Raw genomic sequence first — 15,183 nt, 5'->3', positions numbered from 1 at the left:
CAGTGAGCAGACACATGGGGCACCTCTCTGGGTAGATGCCCCCGGTACCGCAGGCCGCTGCGCGTCAGAACAGAAGGAGTATGCGGTGCCGGGGGCGATAACGGGAGCGTCAGCCGGCCTGGAGCAGCATGGCGCGGGCGCGCAGGATGACGGGAGCGTCGACCATCTGGCCATCGAGGGTGAACACGCCAGCGCCAGTTTCAGCGTGTTCGACCACCCGCTGCGCCCAGTCCAGCTCGGCAGCCGAAGGCTTGAGCGCGGCGTGAATCACGCTGACCTGGCCAGGGTGAATGCACAGGGCGCCGGCAAAGCCCATGTCCCGGGCGAAGCGCACCTGACGCTGCAGCCCGTCGGTGTCCTGGATGGCAGGGAAGACGCCGTCCAGCGGCGCAGCCAGCCTGGCGACGCGGCTGTGCAGCAACACCGCATAGCGGGCATGGTCCAGTACCTGCCCGGCGGCGGCACTGCCGACGTTCAGCCCGAGGTCCAGGCCCAGATCCAGGCTGCCGAACGACAGACGGTCGACGCCTGTCGCTGCCGCCAGGAGGGGCAGCGCAGCCAGGCCCTTGGCACTTTCGATGATCGGCCACACCGCCTTGCCGGTGGCATGTGCGCGTTCGATCTGGCCGACGGTTTCCGCCTTGGGCAGCAAAATGCCGACGACGCCGGGGTGGCGCTGGCACAGCGCCAGGTCGGCCTCATGGGCCCAGTGGCCCGGCGCGTTGACGCGCACAAGCACTCGGGCCTGGGGTTGATCGCTGAGAAACTGCTCGAGGTTGTCGCGCGCCTGTTCCTTCAGCGCCTCTTCAACGGCATCCTCAAGGTCAACGATGACTCGATCTGCGCCACTGACCAATGCCTTGGGTATGCGCTCTGGGCGGGTAGCCGGCACGAACAGCGCGCTGCGTACGATCTCGGCGTTCATGGGCGTGCCCCCTGGGCGAATTCGATTTCGCCAACCTGCGCCTGACCGGCCTGATTACCCGCCCAGACCTGCGCCTTACCGTCACCGGTCAACCGCCCGCCGACTTGGAACGCATCCGGGCAGATCAGCGGGCGCACACCGCGATAGCTGAAGCGGCGGACCTTCAGTTGCGGGTTCGCGCGCACGAAGGCACGCAGGTTCAGGGTAGCGATCAGTGGGCCGTGGACCACCAGACCCGGGTACCCCTCGGTTTCAGTGACGTAGGGCCAGTCGTAATGGATGCGATGTCCGTTGAAGGTCACCGCCGAGTAGCGGAACAGTAGCGTCGGATCTGGTTGCACGCTTTCGCTCCAATCGCCGTGGGGCATCGGCTCGGTGCCGCCAAGCTTGGGCGGTGAGGGCTCGCGGTAGACGATGTCCTGCTCTTCAAGCAGTGCTCGCTGCCCGTCCTGCACATATTCATGCTGCACGGTGACGAACATCAGGGAGCCGGTACGCCCGTGCTTCTCCTCGACATTGAGGATGGTCGAGCGGCGGGACACCTGAGCATCGATCCGCAGCGGGCGGATGAACTCCAGTCGTCCTCCGGCCCACATGCGGTTGCGGTTATCTGCCGGGGGCAGAAAACCGCCCCGCGCCGGATGGCCGTCGCCACCCAGGCCGGCCGCTTCGACAGGCTCCTGAAAAAACGCCCAGTGCCAGAGCGCGGGCAGGGCATCCCCAGGGGCGGGTGCCGGCTCGCTCAAAGTGGCAGCAATACGCTTGACCAGGTTATGGCTGATGCAGTCATGGACAGTCTCGCTACGGCCAATCCATGTTTGGGGTGCAGGTGTACTCATTTTTTATTGTCCTTTACAGCGTCGAAGTCAGTGCCGGTACGATCTCGAACAGGTCGCCGACCAAACCGTAATCAGCTACCTGGAAGATAGGTGCTTCTTCATCCTTGTTGATCGCGACAATGACCTTGGCGTCCTTCATGCCGGCCAGGTGCTGAATAGCGCCGGAGATACCCACGGCGATGTACAACTGCGGCGCGACGATCTTGCCAGTCTGACCGACCTGCATGTCGTTGGGCACGAACCCTGCGTCTACCGCCGCGCGCGAAGCACCAACCGCAGCGCCGAGCTTGTCGGCCAGGCTATACAGGTGGCTGAAGTTTTCACCGTTGCCCATGCCACGACCGCCCGACACCACGATCTTGGCGGCGGTCAGCTCGGGGCGGTCGGACTTGGCCAGTTCTTCGCCGACAAATGCCGACAGACCTGCATCTGTAGCGCCACCCAGGGCCTCGATTGGCGCGCTGCCGCCTTCTGCCGGCACGGCCTCAAAACCGGTGGAGCGCACGGTGATGACTTTTACCGCAGCGCTGGATTGGACGGTGGCAATGGCGTTACCGGCGTAGATTGGACGCTTGAAGGTGTCAGCGGATTCGACCGAAATGATCTCGGAGATCTGGTCGACATCCAGCAGCGCAGCTACCCGTGGCAGGAGGTTCTTGCCGTAGCTGGTGGCCGGGGCCAGCACATGGCTGAAGTCGCGACCCAGGTTGGCCACCAAGGGCGCCACGTTTTCCGGGAGCTGATGGGCGTAGGCGGCATCGTCAGCCAGCAGCACTTTGGTCACCCCAGCGCACTGCGCGGCAGCGAACGCCACACCGGCTGCGTCCAGTCCGGCTACGAGAACGACGATGTCAGCGCCGATCTGGCGAGCGGCGGCCAGAGTGTGCAGGGTAGGGCCAGCAAGGATGCGATTGTCGTGTTCAGCAACTACCAGAATGCTCATCAGATCACCTTCGCTTCGTTCTTCAGCTTTTCGACCAGTTCGGCTACCGATTTGACCTTGATGCCAGCGCTGCGGGCTGCCGGGGCTTCAACTTTCAGGGTTTTGTTGGTGGAGGCGAGGGAAACGCCCAGCGCGTCTGGAGTCACAGTTTCCAGCGGCTTCTTCTTGGCCTTCATGATGTTCGGCAGCGACGCGTAGCGTGGCTCGTTCAGGCGCAGGTCGGTGGTGACGATGGCAGGCAGGTTCAGCGAAACGGTCTGCAGGCCGCCGTCGATTTCACGGGTGACGTTCAGCTTGTCGCCAGCGACTTCGACCTTGGAGGCGAAGGTGCCTTGGGCGTAGCCGGTCAGCGCGGCCAGCATCTGGCCGGTCTGGTTGTTGTCACTGTCGATGGCCTGTTTGCCGAGGATGACCAACTGCGGCTGCTCCTTGTCGACAACGGCTTTCAGTGCCTTGGCCACGGCCAGGGAATTCAGCTCGTCAGCGGCTTCGACCAGGATGGCGCGGTCGGTACCCAGGGCCAGGGCGGTACGCAGTTGCTCCTGGGCGGTGGTCGGGCCAACGGAAACCACGACGATCTCGGTCGCAACGCCTTTTTCCTTCAGGCGCACGGCTTCTTCCACGGCGATTTCGCAGAAGGGGTTCATGGACATCTTGACGTTAGCAAGGTCGACGCCGGAGTTGTCCGCCTTGACGCGAACCTTGACGTTGTAGTCGACCACTCGTTTGATTGCGACCAGCACTTTCATAGGCAGGGATACTCTGTGTTTGAGCAATGGCAACGAATGAGGAACACGGGGTCAGATGACCCCTGAATTGCGCAGTTGCTGAATACGTTCTTGGGGCAGGCCGAGTTCGGCAAGGATGCCTTCGCTGTGCTGGCCCAGTGCGGGCACCGGGTCCATGCGCGGTGCATAGGCGTTGCTGGTGGCCGGCGGCAGCAGGCTGGGCACTGATCCGGCGGCGGTGTCGATGCGACGCCAGCGGTCCCGGGCCTGCAGTTGCGGGTGGGCCCAGACACCCTGCATGTCATTGACCTTGGCATTGGCGATGCTGGCCCCATCGAGGCGCTCGATTACCGTGTCGAAGTCCAGCGCAGCGAAGGTCTCGACGATCAGTCCGCGCAGCGCATCGCGGTTGGTCACGCGCTTGAAGTTGGCACTGAAGCGCTCGTCACTGGCCAGTTCTGGTTGCTGCAGCACCTGTTCGCAGAACAGCTGCCACTCCCGCTCGTTCTGCAGGCCAAGCATGACGGTGCTGCCATCGCCCACCGGGAAGGGGCCGTACGGATAGATGGTGGCGTGCGCCGCGCCGGCACGTGGCGGTGGTGCGGCACCTTCGTAGGCGTAGTAGAGCGGGTAGTTCATCCACTCCACCAAGGCCTCGAGCATGGACACTTCCACTTGGCTGCCGATGCCGGTCTTTTCCCGCAGTAGGACCGCCGAAAGGATACCGGTATAGGCATACATGCCAGCGGCGATATCAGCGATCGAGTTGCCGGCCTTGGCCATCCCGTCTTCGCCCGGCCCACCGGTGACCGACAGGAAGCCGCCTTCGCTCTGGATCAGCAGGTCGTAGGCTTTTTTCTGTTCATAAGGGCCGCCCGCGCCATAGCCGGAGATATCGCAGACGATCAGCCGTGGGAATCGCGCGTGCAGCGCCTCGAAGCTCAGTCCCAGGCGTGCGGCCGCACCCGGTGCCAGGTTCTGCACCAACACATCGGCCTGCTCTAGCAGTTGGTCAAGAATATCGCCAGCGATTTCCTGCTTGAGGTCCAGGGCGAGACTTTCTTTCGACCGGTTGGTCCACACGAAATGCGATGCCAGACCGTTGACCCGCTGGTCGTAGCCCCGGGCGAAGTCGCCACTGCCGGGGCGCTCCACCTTGATGACCCGGGCGCCCAGGTCGGCCAACTGGCGGGTGCAGAAGGGCGCCGCGATCGCGTGTTCGAGGCTGATGACGGTAATGCCGTCAAGGGGGCGGATGGGCTGGCTCATGCTGGTTGTCTCTCTTGTTATGGCAGGCCCCCGTGGTTAACGGGGGCGGTCCGGATCAGAACGAACGTGGCAACTCCAGGAGGTGTTCGGCCACGTAGGACAGGATCAGGTTGGTCGAGATCGGCGCGACCTGGTACAGACGGGTTTCGCGGAACTTGCGCTCGACGTCGTATTCGTTGGCAAAGCCGAAGCCGCCGTGGGTCTGCAGGCAGGCGTTGGCCGCCTCCCAGCTGGCCTTGGCGGCGAGGTACTTGGCCATGTTGGCGGCTGCCCCGGCGTTGCGCCCGCTGTCGTATTCGGCACAGGCGCGCCAGCGCATCAGGTCGGCGGCTTCGATCTCGATGTGGGCTTCAGCGATGGGGAACTGCACGCCCTGGTTCTTGCCGATCGGCCGGCCGAACACCTCACGGTCACGGGCGTACTGGCTGGCTTTCTCGACAAACCAGCGGCCATCGCCGATGCATTCGGCGGCAATCAGGGTGCGCTCTGCGTTGAGGCCGTCGAGGATGTAGCGGAAGCCCTTGCCTTCTTCACCAATCAAACTACTGGCTGGGATTTCCAGGTTGTCGAAGAACAGCTCGTTGGTCTCGTGGTTCACCAGGTTGGCGATCGGCTGCACGGTCAGGCCGTTGCCGATGGCCTCGCGCAAGTCGACCAGGAAAATCGACATGCCATCGACCTTTTTCGTTACCTCGGCGAGCGGGGTGGTGCGTGCAAGCAGGATCATCAGATCGGAGTGCTGCACACGCGAGATCCACACCTTCTGACCATTGACCACATACTTGTCGCCCTGGCGAACTGCGGTGGTCTTGATCTTGGTGGTGTCGGTGCCGGTGGACGGCTCGGTCACGGCCATCGATTGCAGGCGCAGTTCGCCGCTGGCCAGTTTGGGCAGGTAATAGCGCTTCTGCTCGTCGCTGCCGTTACGCAGCAAGGTGAACATGTTGTACATCTGGCCGTGGATGGTGCCGGAGTTGCCGCCGCAGGCATTGACCTCTTCGAGAATTACAGAAGCCTCGGCCAGGCCCAGGCCGGAACCGCCGAACTCCTCGGGAATCATCGCCGACAGCCAACCCTCGTCGGTCATGGCCTTGACGAAGGCTTCAGGGAAGCCCTTTTCCTCGTCGATCTTGCGCCAGTACTCGGCGGGGAAGTCGCCACACAGGGCACGCACACCCTCACGAATGGCGTTGAGTTCTTCGTTGTTGTTGTCGTTCATCATCATTCTCCAAGGTGGACCGGGCCGGCAGCGTCATCGTGGTTCGGCCGCCGGCCGGCCCTTTAACACGGTCAGATGGGCTGGAAGCCCAGGGCAGCGCGGAAGCGGTTTTTGATGTAATGGCCATCGCGCGGCGGCAATACGCGGGGCGGGTTCTCGGCCTTGATCTTCACCGTCGCCAGCTTGACGCCATCACGGGTGGCGAAACGCTCGCGCAAGGCATGCACGCCGTCCATTTCACGAATTTCCTGAGCCCAGGAAAAACCGCAGGTCTCGGCGACCTGGTCCAACTGGATGCCGAACCCGGCGTGGCTGACCTGCATGCCGGTCTCACCGAAGTGGCCGTTATCCAGCACCACAATGGTCAGGTTCTTGGGTTGCTGCAGAGCAACCGTGGCCAGGGCACCAAAGCCCATCAGCAGTTCGCCGTCACCGGTGACCACCACCACGCTTTTGTCTGGCTGGGCATTGGCAAGGCCCAGACCCACGGTGATGGCGCTGCCCATGGCGGCCCAGAGGTAGTAGTTGTTGTCGTGATCGCCCGCGGCCATCACATCATAGGAGGCCGAGCCTAGGCCTGTGACCACAAGCACATCGTTGCGATCGGCGAGCAGGGTACGGACGACTTCACGGCGGCAGAGCACGTGGTTGGCGCTTACTTGACCCATTTCTTTTCTCCGATCAGACGCTGGCCAAGCAGCAGGGCAGTGGCGGCATCGCCATTGAAGGCCATGGTGGCGGCACCATGGAGAAGGGGCGCCACATCCTCAGGCTTGTCAGCGCGCCAAGTCATCACCTTCATCAGGTTTAGAGAGGCTTCGGTGGCTTGGCCCATGGGGTTCTGCCAGGCATTGAACTCCGCCCAGTCGCCGCGCATGGTCACCACCATCAAGAGTGGAAAACCGGCGCAGTTCTGCAGGGCAAGGGTGTTGATGCAGTTACCGACGCCGCTTGACTGCATCAGCAGAGCACCGCGCTCTCCGCCCAGCCAGGCGCCGGCCAGGTAACCGATGCCTTCTTCTTCGGTGGTGAGCACAACGGCCTTGATATCAGGGTCGGCGTAGGACATGCGGATGGCTGCCGAGTGGCCGGCATCCGGGACGAACACGACGTGTTTGACGTCGTGGGCCTTAAGGACACGGAACACGTCCTCTTGCCAGTTCTGTTCAGCTTCTTGCGATGACATGGGTATCTCCCGGCAGTGCTGCTTTTGTTTTTCCACATGATGGGGGGAGTTGCTGTGCACGACGACTACCGTTTTTTTCTTTGAGATATGCCGGGTCGGCATAGGTTGGCCCGTGGGATGGCGGGTCAGCGTTCGGCGCGACCAGCTGCCGCATAAAGTCAGGCATGGCTCGCGCAGGAGAGGTTGCCTCTATAGAAAGCGGGCATAGCTGATAGACACATGCAGTGCTTATGGGCCGCAGGCGAAGACGTTAGGTTGTCCACTCGGTTGCGGCCGTGCCGCTGTCGAATCAAAACAACAATAAGATCGAGGGTTGTCCATGATGCTTCGTTACCTGCGCACACTCGCCGGGTGGCTCACTGCTGAGCCGCCATTGGCCGATTCGCCATCCTCGCCCTGCCGGTTCCGGCACCTTGCACTGTCCTACTTCGTTCCGTAATGCACTGCTCAGGCGGTGACGGATCCTATTGCTTGAATACAGGTGCTCAATGAGACTCAAATTACCGTTGGCGGGCTGGATACTGCTGGCCATGTTCCTCGGCGTGGTGATCGGCTACGTCATTTTTCTCACCAGCCCGGACAAAGCCGCTGCTGCCCATACTGCCGGTTACATTTCGGTGATCTCGGACGTGTTCCTGAGGCTAATCAAGATGCTGATCGGGCCTCTGGTGTTTTCCACCCTGGTGGTGGGCATCGCTCACATGGGCGATGCCGGTGCAGTAGGCCGGGTGTTCGGCAAGGCCATGATATGGTTCTTGACGGCCTCGCTGCTGTCGCTGGCGGTCGGTCTGATGATGGCCAATATCCTGCAGCCGGGGCTGCATCTGGCGCTGCCCTTGCCGGACGTCAGTGAAACCACTTCGCTGCAGACCTCGGCCTTTACCCTCAAGGCCTTTGTCACCCACTTGGTACCCAGGTCGTTCGCCGAGGCCTTGGCCAACAACGAGATCCTGCAAATCGTGGTGTTCTCACTGTTCTTTGGGGTCGCCCTGGCGGCGCTGGGGGAAAAAGCCAAGGGCCTGGTACGCCTGACCGATGAACTGGCGCAGGCCATGCTGCTGATCACTGGCTACGTCATGAAGCTGGCGCCCTTGGCTGTCATGGCGGCCATGGCTGCCACGGTGGCAGTCAATGGCTTGTCGATCCTGGCCACGTTCGCCGTGTTCATGCGCGACTTCTATCTGGGCTTGGTCTTATTGTGGGTGTTGCTGGTGCTGGCCGGGGCGATGTTCCTGGGCCGGCGGGTGTTCGCCTTGCTGGCACTCATCAAGGAGGCGTTTCTGCTGGCGTTCGCCACAGCCAGTTCCGAATCGGCCTATCCGAAACTCCTCGCGGCGCTGGACCGCTTTGGGGTCAGCCGCAAGATTTCCAGCTTCGTGATGCCCATGGGTTACTCCTTCAACCTCGACGGCTCGATGATGTACTGCACCTTTGCCGTGCTGTTCATTGCCCAGGCGTACGGAATCGAGATGACCCTCGGCACGCAAATCCTCATGCTGCTGACCTTGATGCTGACCTCCAAGGGGCTCGCCGGGGTGCCTCGGGCATCGTTGGTAGTGATTGCCGCAACCCTGGTGCAGTTCGATATTCCTGAAGCGGGGCTGCTGTTGATCCTTGGGATCGACACCTTCCTCTACATGGGGCGTTCGGCCACCAATGCCGTGGGTAACTCGATCGCCACTGCGGTAGTGGCCAAGTGGGAAGGGGAACTGCAGGAACCGGACGCACAGCCGGCGAGCCCACGCGCCACTGACCCGGAAGTAGAGCGTTCAACAGCTTGAGGTCGGCGCTTGGCTGACACTGGAGGCCTGCGGGCGATTGCAGCGGGTGGAACAGGGCATTCATCCGTGCGGCCACACGTGTGTGGCCAGCCCGAGGGGTTAGCATGGGGTTCTAGCTGCTATGCTCAAATTCTATAGCTGGCGCCCGAGGCTGTCTTTAGACTGTCAAACACGCCGTTTCAGAGGCGCTCCTTTCCTTGCCAGTGGTTGACCGATGGACGTAACGCAACTCAAAACCCTGATCCACGTGGCTGAGCTGGGCAGCTTGAGCAAGGCGTCGGACCGGCTGCATGTCGCGCAACCGGCGTTGAGCCGGCAGATTCGGCAGTTGGAAAAGGAGCTGGGCGTTTACCTGTTCGAGCGCCATGGCCGTGGGATGGAAATCACCGCGGCGGGGCTCGAGGTGCTTGAGCGGGCCACCCGCATCATGAACGAGCTGGAGTCTATTCGTACTTCGGTCGCTGGCGGGCGCGCGGCCTTTCGCGGCATGGTCGCCATCGGTACCACGCCGACGATCGCCGAGATCGTCACCGTGCCGCTGGTCAAGCGCATCTGCGATACCCACCCGGACCTCTCCATCCGCTTTTCATCAGCCTTCAGCGGCTATCTGCTGGACTGGTTACAGCGGGGCGAACTGGAATTGGCCATCTCCTACGATCCGCAGCCGCTGCATACCCTGCGCATCGAACCGGTGATGATGGAAAACCTCGTGTTGGTGGGCCCTCCCGATTCGGGGCTGACCCTCGACACGGCGATCCCTTTCGCCCAGCTGGCCAGTGAACCGATGGTCTTGCCCAGCCCCCGCCATGGACTGCGCAAGATCATGGACCAATGTGCCCTGGAGCGCGGCTTCAAGATCACCACTAGCGTCGAGGCGGATTCATTCGGCGCGATGATCGACCTTGTGCGCAATGGCTTTGGTTACACCGCGTTGCCCTTGGCCTCGATCTACTCGCGCTTGAACGACGGCACGCTATGCGCGGCACCGCTGGTAGACCCTACGCCCATGCGAAAACTGGTGCTGGTGCTGCCGGCCGATCGCCAGGTGAGCCCGGCTACCCGCTATGTCGGCCAGACTTTCGTCGACATTGCCTCGGAGCTGGTGGCCGAAGGTATCTGGGCTGGGCATATGCTCTGACGCAGCCAGCTATTCAATTGAGGCATAACTGCTAGAGGGGAGCGGGTCTGGCCGCTATCCAGGTGAGGGCGTAGCTTTGCTCGGGAATAAAAGTCAGTGCGCTTTCGCTGACTTGTAAAATAATAGATCCCAGAAGGTACCCCCCATGATGCGCGTTTCATCGCCTCGCGTTTTGCCGCCCGCTTTTTCCCATCGCGACTCCAAACCGATCAATCGAACGTAAACCGACGCTGTCGTTCCTGCCTTACGTTTGCCTTAGATCTGGAGTTACCCCATGCACGCCAACAATAACAATCCCGCTGCGCCTGATATCCGCAACCTGACCAACCGCCAACGGATCCGCGCCATACTCGGTGCCTGCTCCGGCAACCTGGTGGAGTGGTACGACTTCTTCATCTACGCGTACACCTCGATTTATTTCGCAGCCCTGTTCTTCCCCCAGGGCGACCAGACCACGCAGTTGCTGGCGACCGCCGGAATCTTCGCCGTGGGCTTCTTCATGCGCCCGTTGGGCGGTTGGATCTTCGGCTACCTGGCCGACACCCGTGGTCGCAAGTTCTCCATGATCATCTCTGTGTTCCTGATGTGTGGCGGCTCGCTGATGATCGCCGTACTGCCCACTTATGAGTCCATCGGCATGGCAGCTCCGGTGCTGCTGCTGGTAGCCCGCTTGATGCAGGGGCTCTCGGTCGGTGCTGAATACGGCACCGGGGCCACCTACATCAGCGAAATTTCCCGCAAGGGCAAGCGCTGCTTCTTTGGCTCGTTCCAGTACTTCACCATCATCGCCGGCCAGTTGCTCGCGCTGCTGACGGTGGTGGTGCTGCAAAATGTGCTGCCAATCGAGGAGCTCAAGGCCTGGGGCTGGCGGATTCCGTTCTTCATCGGTGCGGTCAGCGCACTGGTAGTGGTGTATCTGCGCCGCTCGATGCTTGAGACCGCCCATGCCCAGGGCGCCAAACACAAGGAAGCCGGCTCGATCAAGGCACTGATGAAACACAAGAAAGCCGTGCTGCTGACCATTGCCATCACGGCCGGTTGCTCGCTGCATTTCTACACCTTCTCCACCTACATGCAGAAGTACTTGGTGGTGTCGGCCGGCTTCGACCCCTCGACGGTCAGCTTCATCATGACAGCCGCCCTGGTGGTGTTCATGTGCCTGCAGCCGGTGTTCGGGATGATGGCCGACCGGATCGGCTCGCGTAACAGCATGATTGCCTTCGGCCTGCTGTCGAGCCTGTTGATCGTGCCGTTGCTCACGGGCCTGAAGAGCGTCAACAACCCGTACGAGGCTTTCGCGCTGGTCATGCTCGGGCTGCTGATTGCAGCGTTCTATACGCCGGTGACCGGCGTGCTCAAGGCTGACCTGTATCCCGCCACCGTGCGCGCACTGGGGGTAGGTTTGCCTTATGCACTGGGCAATGCGCTGTGCGGCGGCACGGCCGAGTACGTGGCGCTGTCGTTGCGCGGCGCAGGGGTAGAGTCGTATTTCTACTACTACGTGGCGGCCATGAGTGCCATTACCCTGCTGGCTGCCGTGCTCATGCCTGACTTGCGCAAGCATGGTTACCTGGATGGCACCGGTGCGGTGGAGGAGCACACCGGCCTGCGCAGTGGCCCTGTGTACTCCAACGCTCGGGGCTGAGCTCCGGCCTGGGCAGCCGCTGGTGGTTGCCCGGATATCTTCATGATCGTACTGCCCGGTGCTGCAGCGTCCTCAAAATGCTCGATCGATTGCTGGAGGAGGGGAACGAAGCTTTGGCACATGAACGAGCCGCATTTGAGCTAGAGCGGAAGGAGATGAAAACTGAGCGAAGCACACTTTCGGGCGACTGTATTGTCCGCTCGGCGGCAGCCTTGCAGCCAGAGGGCGTAACCATCCAGTGGCGAGAGAATCGACTCAAGCTGGCAAGCCAATGGTCTCGTCTACATCCAGAGCTCGAGTTTCGGCATAGGCGTAGAAAGTCTGGATCGCGCGCAGATGTGAAGCCGCCGTAAGTAAGCGCAGTACCTCCGCTTGGATAGAGTGAACTGCGCCAATCGCGAAATGGGTAACGCCCCAAAGTCCCATATTCCTTAGGCCAAACTGTTTCCGCTGACCGAAAACTGACCCAGTTTCGCCCGTTGTGATGACTGAGGCCCTGAATGGCTTGGGCGCTCATGGCGCCCGAGCTTAGAAAATGTTGATTGGAAACTCGGTGATCAGCCTAACCTCATCGATGTCAAGGTACCTGTAGCCGCTGGTAGCGCGGTGAGTCGATTGCCTGAGACGAAATGATAAATCGCGCGCCGGCCCAGACTGGATCACGTACTTGATGTCGAAATTTCTCTCCCAGTGCTTGTTGTCCTTGTCGGTGTCATACACGTAGCGAGCGGTGTAGTAGGGGTTATGACTGTGCGAGTTATCCATTCCATCCCCCCTGATATACCTGGTCATAAAGCTAAGCCCTGGTATGCCTAGAGCTGCGAAGTCGTAGTCGTACCTCAGTTGCCACGACCTCTCGTTCGCTTCCGTGAACGTTGCGTACTGAACCGCGTTGCCTATAGTGATGGTGCCGCCCATGGTGCCAAACCCGATCCAGTCTAAGGGCTCGTCACCGTTGATCCTCTGGTGAATGACTGAGAGCGTGTTGTTGCCGCTGACCGAAAACTGACCCAGTTTCGCCCGTTGTGCTGACTGAAAACTGACCCAGGTGTTCCACTGCACCTGCTCAATTTTTGAGCAGGAGAACACAGGGTGATCAGCATGGAAATGATGGGCAAAATTCGGCGGATGTATTTCCGCGACAAGCTGTCGTTGCATGAGATAGCCAAGCGCACCGGACTGTCGCGCAACACCATCCGAAAATGGGTCAGAGCGCCGGAGTCCAAACAGCCGGTTTATCAGCGTCGAGCCGTGTTCAACAAGCTCAGTCCCTTTCACGAGATGTTGGAGCAAGCGCTGCGGGCTGATGCCTTAAGGGCCAAGCAACATCGTCGCAGTGCCAAGGCGCTGCTGGCCATGATCCGCGCTGAAGGCTATGACGGCGGCTACAGCCAGCTCACTGCCTTCGTTCGTCATTGGCGCGGAGAGCAAGGCAAGGCGGTACGGGCATTTGTGCCGTTGGCATTCGCCTTGGGCGAGGCCTTCCAGTTCGATTGGAGCGAGGAAGGCCTGCTGGTTGGCGGTGTTTTCAGGCGCGTCCAGGTCGCGCACATGAAGCTATGTGCCAGCCGAGCTTTCTGGCTAGTGGCCTATCCCAGCCAAGGGCATGAAATGCTGTTCGATGCCCATACCCGCTCATTCGCCGCCTTAGGTGGCGTGCCGCGTCGCGGCATCTACGACAACATGAAAACTGCGGTCGACAAGGTCTCCAAGGGTAAAGGCCGCACGGTCAATGCTCGCTTCATGGTGATGTGCTCGCACTACCTGTTCGACCCGGACTTCTGCAACGTAGCGTCCGGCTGGGAAAAAGGTATCGTCGAAAAGAATGTCCAAGACAGTCGGCGCCGCATCTGGCTGTCCGCCCGCGACAATACTTTCCATAGCTTCGAAGAGTTGAATGCCTGGCTTGCCCAGCGCTGCCGGGCTCTCTGGCATGAGCTGATTCATCCGCAGTACAACGGCCTTACCGTCGCAGAAGTCTTGGAATTGGAGCGCGTCGAAATGATGCCGATGCCGACGCCTTTCGACGGATATGTAGAACGCACGGTTCGCGTTTCCAGCACCTGTCTGATCAACGTGGCTCGCAACCGCTATTCAGTACCCTGTGAGCGTGTTGGCCAGTGGGTCAGCAGTCGGCTCTATCCCTCGCGAATCGTCGTGATTGCCGATGAGGGTGTGATTGCTAGCCATGAGCGCCTGTTTGATCGCGATCAGGTCAGCTACGACTGGCAACACTACATCCCCCTCATTGAACGCAAACCGGGGGCCCTACGCAATGGTGCCCCGTTTGCCGATCTGCCTAAGCCACTACGCCTGCTCAGGCGCGGGCTGCTGCGGAATCTACAGGGTGACCGGGTTATGACCCAGGTCTTGGCCGCCGTGCCCATCGCTGGCCTGGATGCTGTTCTCGTAGCGGTTGAGCTGGTTTTGGAGTCTGGCAGCCTGAGCGCTGACCACATCCTCAACATCGTGGCCCGTCTGACCGCTCGTGAAGCACCACCCTCGGTCGAAACCAACCTGCAACTGAACGTTACCCCTGTTGCCAATACCGCACGCTATGACCGGTTGCGCAGCACGGATGAGGAGGTGCGCAATGCGTGATCTCACAGAGGAACTCAAAGACTTACGCCTGCACGGCATGGCCGATGCCTGGGCAGAGCTGGCCGCACAAGGCGAATCTTCCACTGCGTCATCGAAATGGCTGATCGAGCATCTCCTTGATCAAGAGCACGCCGACCGAGCAGTACGCTCGGTGCATCATCAGATGAGCATGGCGAAACTGCCCATGCACCGTGACCTGGCTGGCTTCGACTTCGGTGTATCCAGCGCCGATGTCCGATTGATCAGGGAACTGTCCACTCTGGCCTTCACCGACACAGCGCAAAATGTGGTGTTCATCGGTGGCCCTGGCACCGGTAAAACGCACCTCGCTACTGCCTTGGCAGTGGCCGGCATCACCCAACATAACAAGCGTGTGCGTTTTCACTCCACAGTCGATCTGGTCAACCTGCTGGAGCGTGAAAAACATGAGGGCAAGACAGGGCGTATCGCCCGAGGACTACTGCGTGCAGATCTGGTAATCCTTGATGAGCTTGGCTACCTACCTTTCAGTCAGAGCGGCGGAGCCCTGCTGTTCCACCTGCTTTCGAAGCTTTACGAGCACACCAGCGTGATCATCACCACCAACCTCAGCTTCGCCGAGTGGTCGAGCGTATTTGGCGACGCCAAGATGACCACGGCCTTGCTCGACCGATTGACACACCACTGCCACATCGTCGAGACGGGGAATGAATCATACCGCCTGCAAAACAGCACCTTGGTGGCCAAGACCAAGATCCAGGCGAGGGAGCGCAGACGGCAGGATGTCGAGGAATCGGAGGACGACCCGTTTTGACCTCTTTGGGCTGGCCTTGCTGAGTGCAGGGTCAGCACTTTCACGACGCTGTCGACTGCTAGGCTTATCCACAATTGCCGGGGTCTAAATCGGCAAGCAGCCCTGGGTCATTTTTC

The 15,183-nt window shown here is 60.9% G+C and carries 14 protein-coding genes; 5 read left to right on the top strand and 9 right to left on the bottom strand.

What is annotated here, in order from left to right; translation table 11 throughout:
- Positions 1-109 precede the first annotated feature (109 nt).
- The 8 genes from AA098_RS14880 to AA098_RS14845 all read right to left on the bottom strand — a co-directional run bounded on the left by AA098_RS14880 (position 110) and on the right by AA098_RS14845 (position 7,109).
- Positions 110-925: a CoA ester lyase gene (locus AA098_RS14880; RefSeq protein ID WP_064614596.1), complete on the bottom strand. Its 816-nt coding sequence runs from the start codon at positions 923-925 to the stop codon at positions 110-112.
- Positions 922-1,764, bottom strand: coding sequence for a MaoC family dehydratase N-terminal domain-containing protein (locus tag AA098_RS14875; protein WP_064614595.1), 843 nt, complete (start codon positions 1,762-1,764; stop codon positions 922-924). The genes AA098_RS14880 and AA098_RS14875 overlap by 4 nt, the downstream gene beginning before the upstream one ends.
- A 13-nt stretch (positions 1,765-1,777) precedes the next feature.
- Positions 1,778-2,707, bottom strand: coding sequence for an electron transfer flavoprotein subunit alpha/FixB family protein (locus AA098_RS14870; protein WP_064614594.1), 930 nt, complete (start codon positions 2,705-2,707; stop codon positions 1,778-1,780).
- On the bottom strand, positions 2,707-3,456 hold the full coding sequence (locus AA098_RS14865; RefSeq protein ID WP_064614589.1) for an electron transfer flavoprotein subunit beta/FixA family protein: 750 nt from the start codon (positions 3,454-3,456) through the stop codon (positions 2,707-2,709). The genes AA098_RS14870 and AA098_RS14865 overlap by 1 nt, the downstream gene beginning before the upstream one ends.
- A gap of 51 nt (positions 3,457-3,507) precedes the next feature.
- Complete coding sequence (locus AA098_RS14860) at positions 3,508-4,704, bottom strand: CaiB/BaiF CoA-transferase family protein (RefSeq protein ID WP_060545542.1); 1,197 nt, start codon at positions 4,702-4,704, stop codon at positions 3,508-3,510.
- A gap of 55 nt (positions 4,705-4,759) precedes the next feature.
- Positions 4,760-5,923, bottom strand: coding sequence for an acyl-CoA dehydrogenase family protein (locus AA098_RS14855; protein WP_064614587.1), 1,164 nt, complete (start codon positions 5,921-5,923; stop codon positions 4,760-4,762).
- A 71-nt stretch (positions 5,924-5,994) separates the two neighbouring features.
- Positions 5,995-6,591 carry a thiamine pyrophosphate-dependent enzyme gene (locus tag AA098_RS14850; RefSeq protein ID WP_064614586.1) on the bottom strand — a complete coding sequence of 199 codons (597 nt, stop codon included), beginning with the start codon at positions 6,589-6,591 and terminating at the stop codon, positions 5,995-5,997.
- A complete protein-coding gene (locus AA098_RS14845) occupies positions 6,579-7,109 on the bottom strand; it encodes a thiamine pyrophosphate-binding protein (protein ID WP_047602690.1) in 531 nt (176 codons plus the stop codon). The genes AA098_RS14850 and AA098_RS14845 overlap by 13 nt, the downstream gene beginning before the upstream one ends.
- 488 nt (positions 7,110-7,597) lie before the next feature.
- Between AA098_RS14845 and AA098_RS14840 the strand changes: the two genes are divergently transcribed.
- The 3 genes from AA098_RS14840 (at position 7,598) to AA098_RS14830 (ending at position 11,673) form a co-directional block, all read left to right on the top strand.
- Complete coding sequence (locus AA098_RS14840) at positions 7,598-8,890, top strand: dicarboxylate/amino acid:cation symporter (RefSeq protein ID WP_064614585.1); 1,293 nt, start codon at positions 7,598-7,600, stop codon at positions 8,888-8,890.
- A 214-nt stretch (positions 8,891-9,104) separates the two neighbouring features.
- A complete protein-coding gene (locus AA098_RS14835) occupies positions 9,105-10,028 on the top strand; it encodes a LysR family transcriptional regulator (protein ID WP_047602692.1) in 924 nt (307 codons plus the stop codon).
- A 274-nt stretch (positions 10,029-10,302) separates the two neighbouring features.
- Positions 10,303-11,673, top strand: a complete 1,371-nt coding sequence (locus tag AA098_RS14830; RefSeq protein WP_064614584.1) for an MFS family transporter — start codon at positions 10,303-10,305, stop codon at positions 11,671-11,673.
- Between the two features lie 528 nt (positions 11,674-12,201).
- Here AA098_RS14830 and AA098_RS14825 read toward each other — a convergent pair.
- Positions 12,202-12,735 (bottom strand): OprD family outer membrane porin, encoded by a 534-nt coding sequence (locus AA098_RS14825; protein ID WP_177342679.1) that lies wholly within the window; start codon positions 12,733-12,735, stop codon positions 12,202-12,204.
- A gap of 39 nt (positions 12,736-12,774) precedes the next feature.
- Here AA098_RS14825 and istA point away from each other — a divergent pair, with 39 nt between their 5' ends.
- Positions 12,775-14,274 carry an IS21 family transposase gene (istA, locus tag AA098_RS14820; RefSeq protein ID WP_169725187.1) on the top strand — a complete coding sequence of 500 codons (1,500 nt, stop codon included), beginning with the start codon at positions 12,775-12,777 and terminating at the stop codon, positions 14,272-14,274.
- Positions 14,267-15,067: an IS21-like element helper ATPase IstB gene (istB, locus tag AA098_RS14815; RefSeq protein WP_013970780.1), complete on the top strand. Its 801-nt coding sequence runs from the start codon at positions 14,267-14,269 to the stop codon at positions 15,065-15,067. Before istA ends, istB begins: the two co-directional genes overlap by 8 nt.
- Positions 15,068-15,183 lie beyond the last annotated feature (116 nt).

Source organism: Pseudomonas sp. JY-Q, assembly GCF_001655295.1.
Lineage (GTDB): Bacteria > Pseudomonadota > Gammaproteobacteria > Pseudomonadales > Pseudomonadaceae > Aquipseudomonas > Aquipseudomonas alloputida.
This window is presented reverse-complemented; position numbering and strand designations above follow the sequence as displayed.

Excerpts from the sequence above, each read along its gene's own strand:
- AA098_RS14880 (WP_064614596.1), bottom strand. The coding sequence starts at position 925 with ATGAACGCCGAGATCGTACGCAGCGCGCTGTTCGTGCCGGCTACCCGC.
- AA098_RS14875 (WP_064614595.1), bottom strand. The coding sequence starts at position 1,764 with ATGAGTACACCTGCACCCCAAACATGGATTGGCCGTAGCGAGACTGTC.
- AA098_RS14870 (WP_064614594.1), bottom strand. The coding sequence starts at position 2,707 with ATGAGCATTCTGGTAGTTGCTGAACACGACAATCGCATCCTTGCTGGC.
- AA098_RS14865 (WP_064614589.1), bottom strand. The coding sequence starts at position 3,456 with ATGAAAGTGCTGGTCGCAATCAAACGAGTGGTCGACTACAACGTCAAG.
- AA098_RS14860 (WP_060545542.1), bottom strand. The coding sequence starts at position 4,704 with ATGAGCCAGCCCATCCGCCCCCTTGACGGCATTACCGTCATCAGCCTC.
- AA098_RS14855 (WP_064614587.1), bottom strand. The coding sequence starts at position 5,923 with ATGAACGACAACAACAACGAAGAACTCAACGCCATTCGTGAGGGTGTG.
- AA098_RS14850 (WP_064614586.1), bottom strand. The coding sequence starts at position 6,591 with ATGGGTCAAGTAAGCGCCAACCACGTGCTCTGCCGCCGTGAAGTCGTC.
- AA098_RS14845 (WP_047602690.1), bottom strand. The coding sequence starts at position 7,109 with ATGTCATCGCAAGAAGCTGAACAGAACTGGCAAGAGGACGTGTTCCGT.
- AA098_RS14840 (WP_064614585.1), top strand. The coding sequence starts at position 7,598 with ATGAGACTCAAATTACCGTTGGCGGGCTGGATACTGCTGGCCATGTTC.
- AA098_RS14835 (WP_047602692.1), top strand. The coding sequence starts at position 9,105 with ATGGACGTAACGCAACTCAAAACCCTGATCCACGTGGCTGAGCTGGGC.
- AA098_RS14830 (WP_064614584.1), top strand. The coding sequence starts at position 10,303 with ATGCACGCCAACAATAACAATCCCGCTGCGCCTGATATCCGCAACCTG.
- istA (WP_169725187.1), top strand. The coding sequence starts at position 12,775 with ATGGAAATGATGGGCAAAATTCGGCGGATGTATTTCCGCGACAAGCTG.
- istB (WP_013970780.1), top strand. The coding sequence starts at position 14,267 with ATGCGTGATCTCACAGAGGAACTCAAAGACTTACGCCTGCACGGCATG.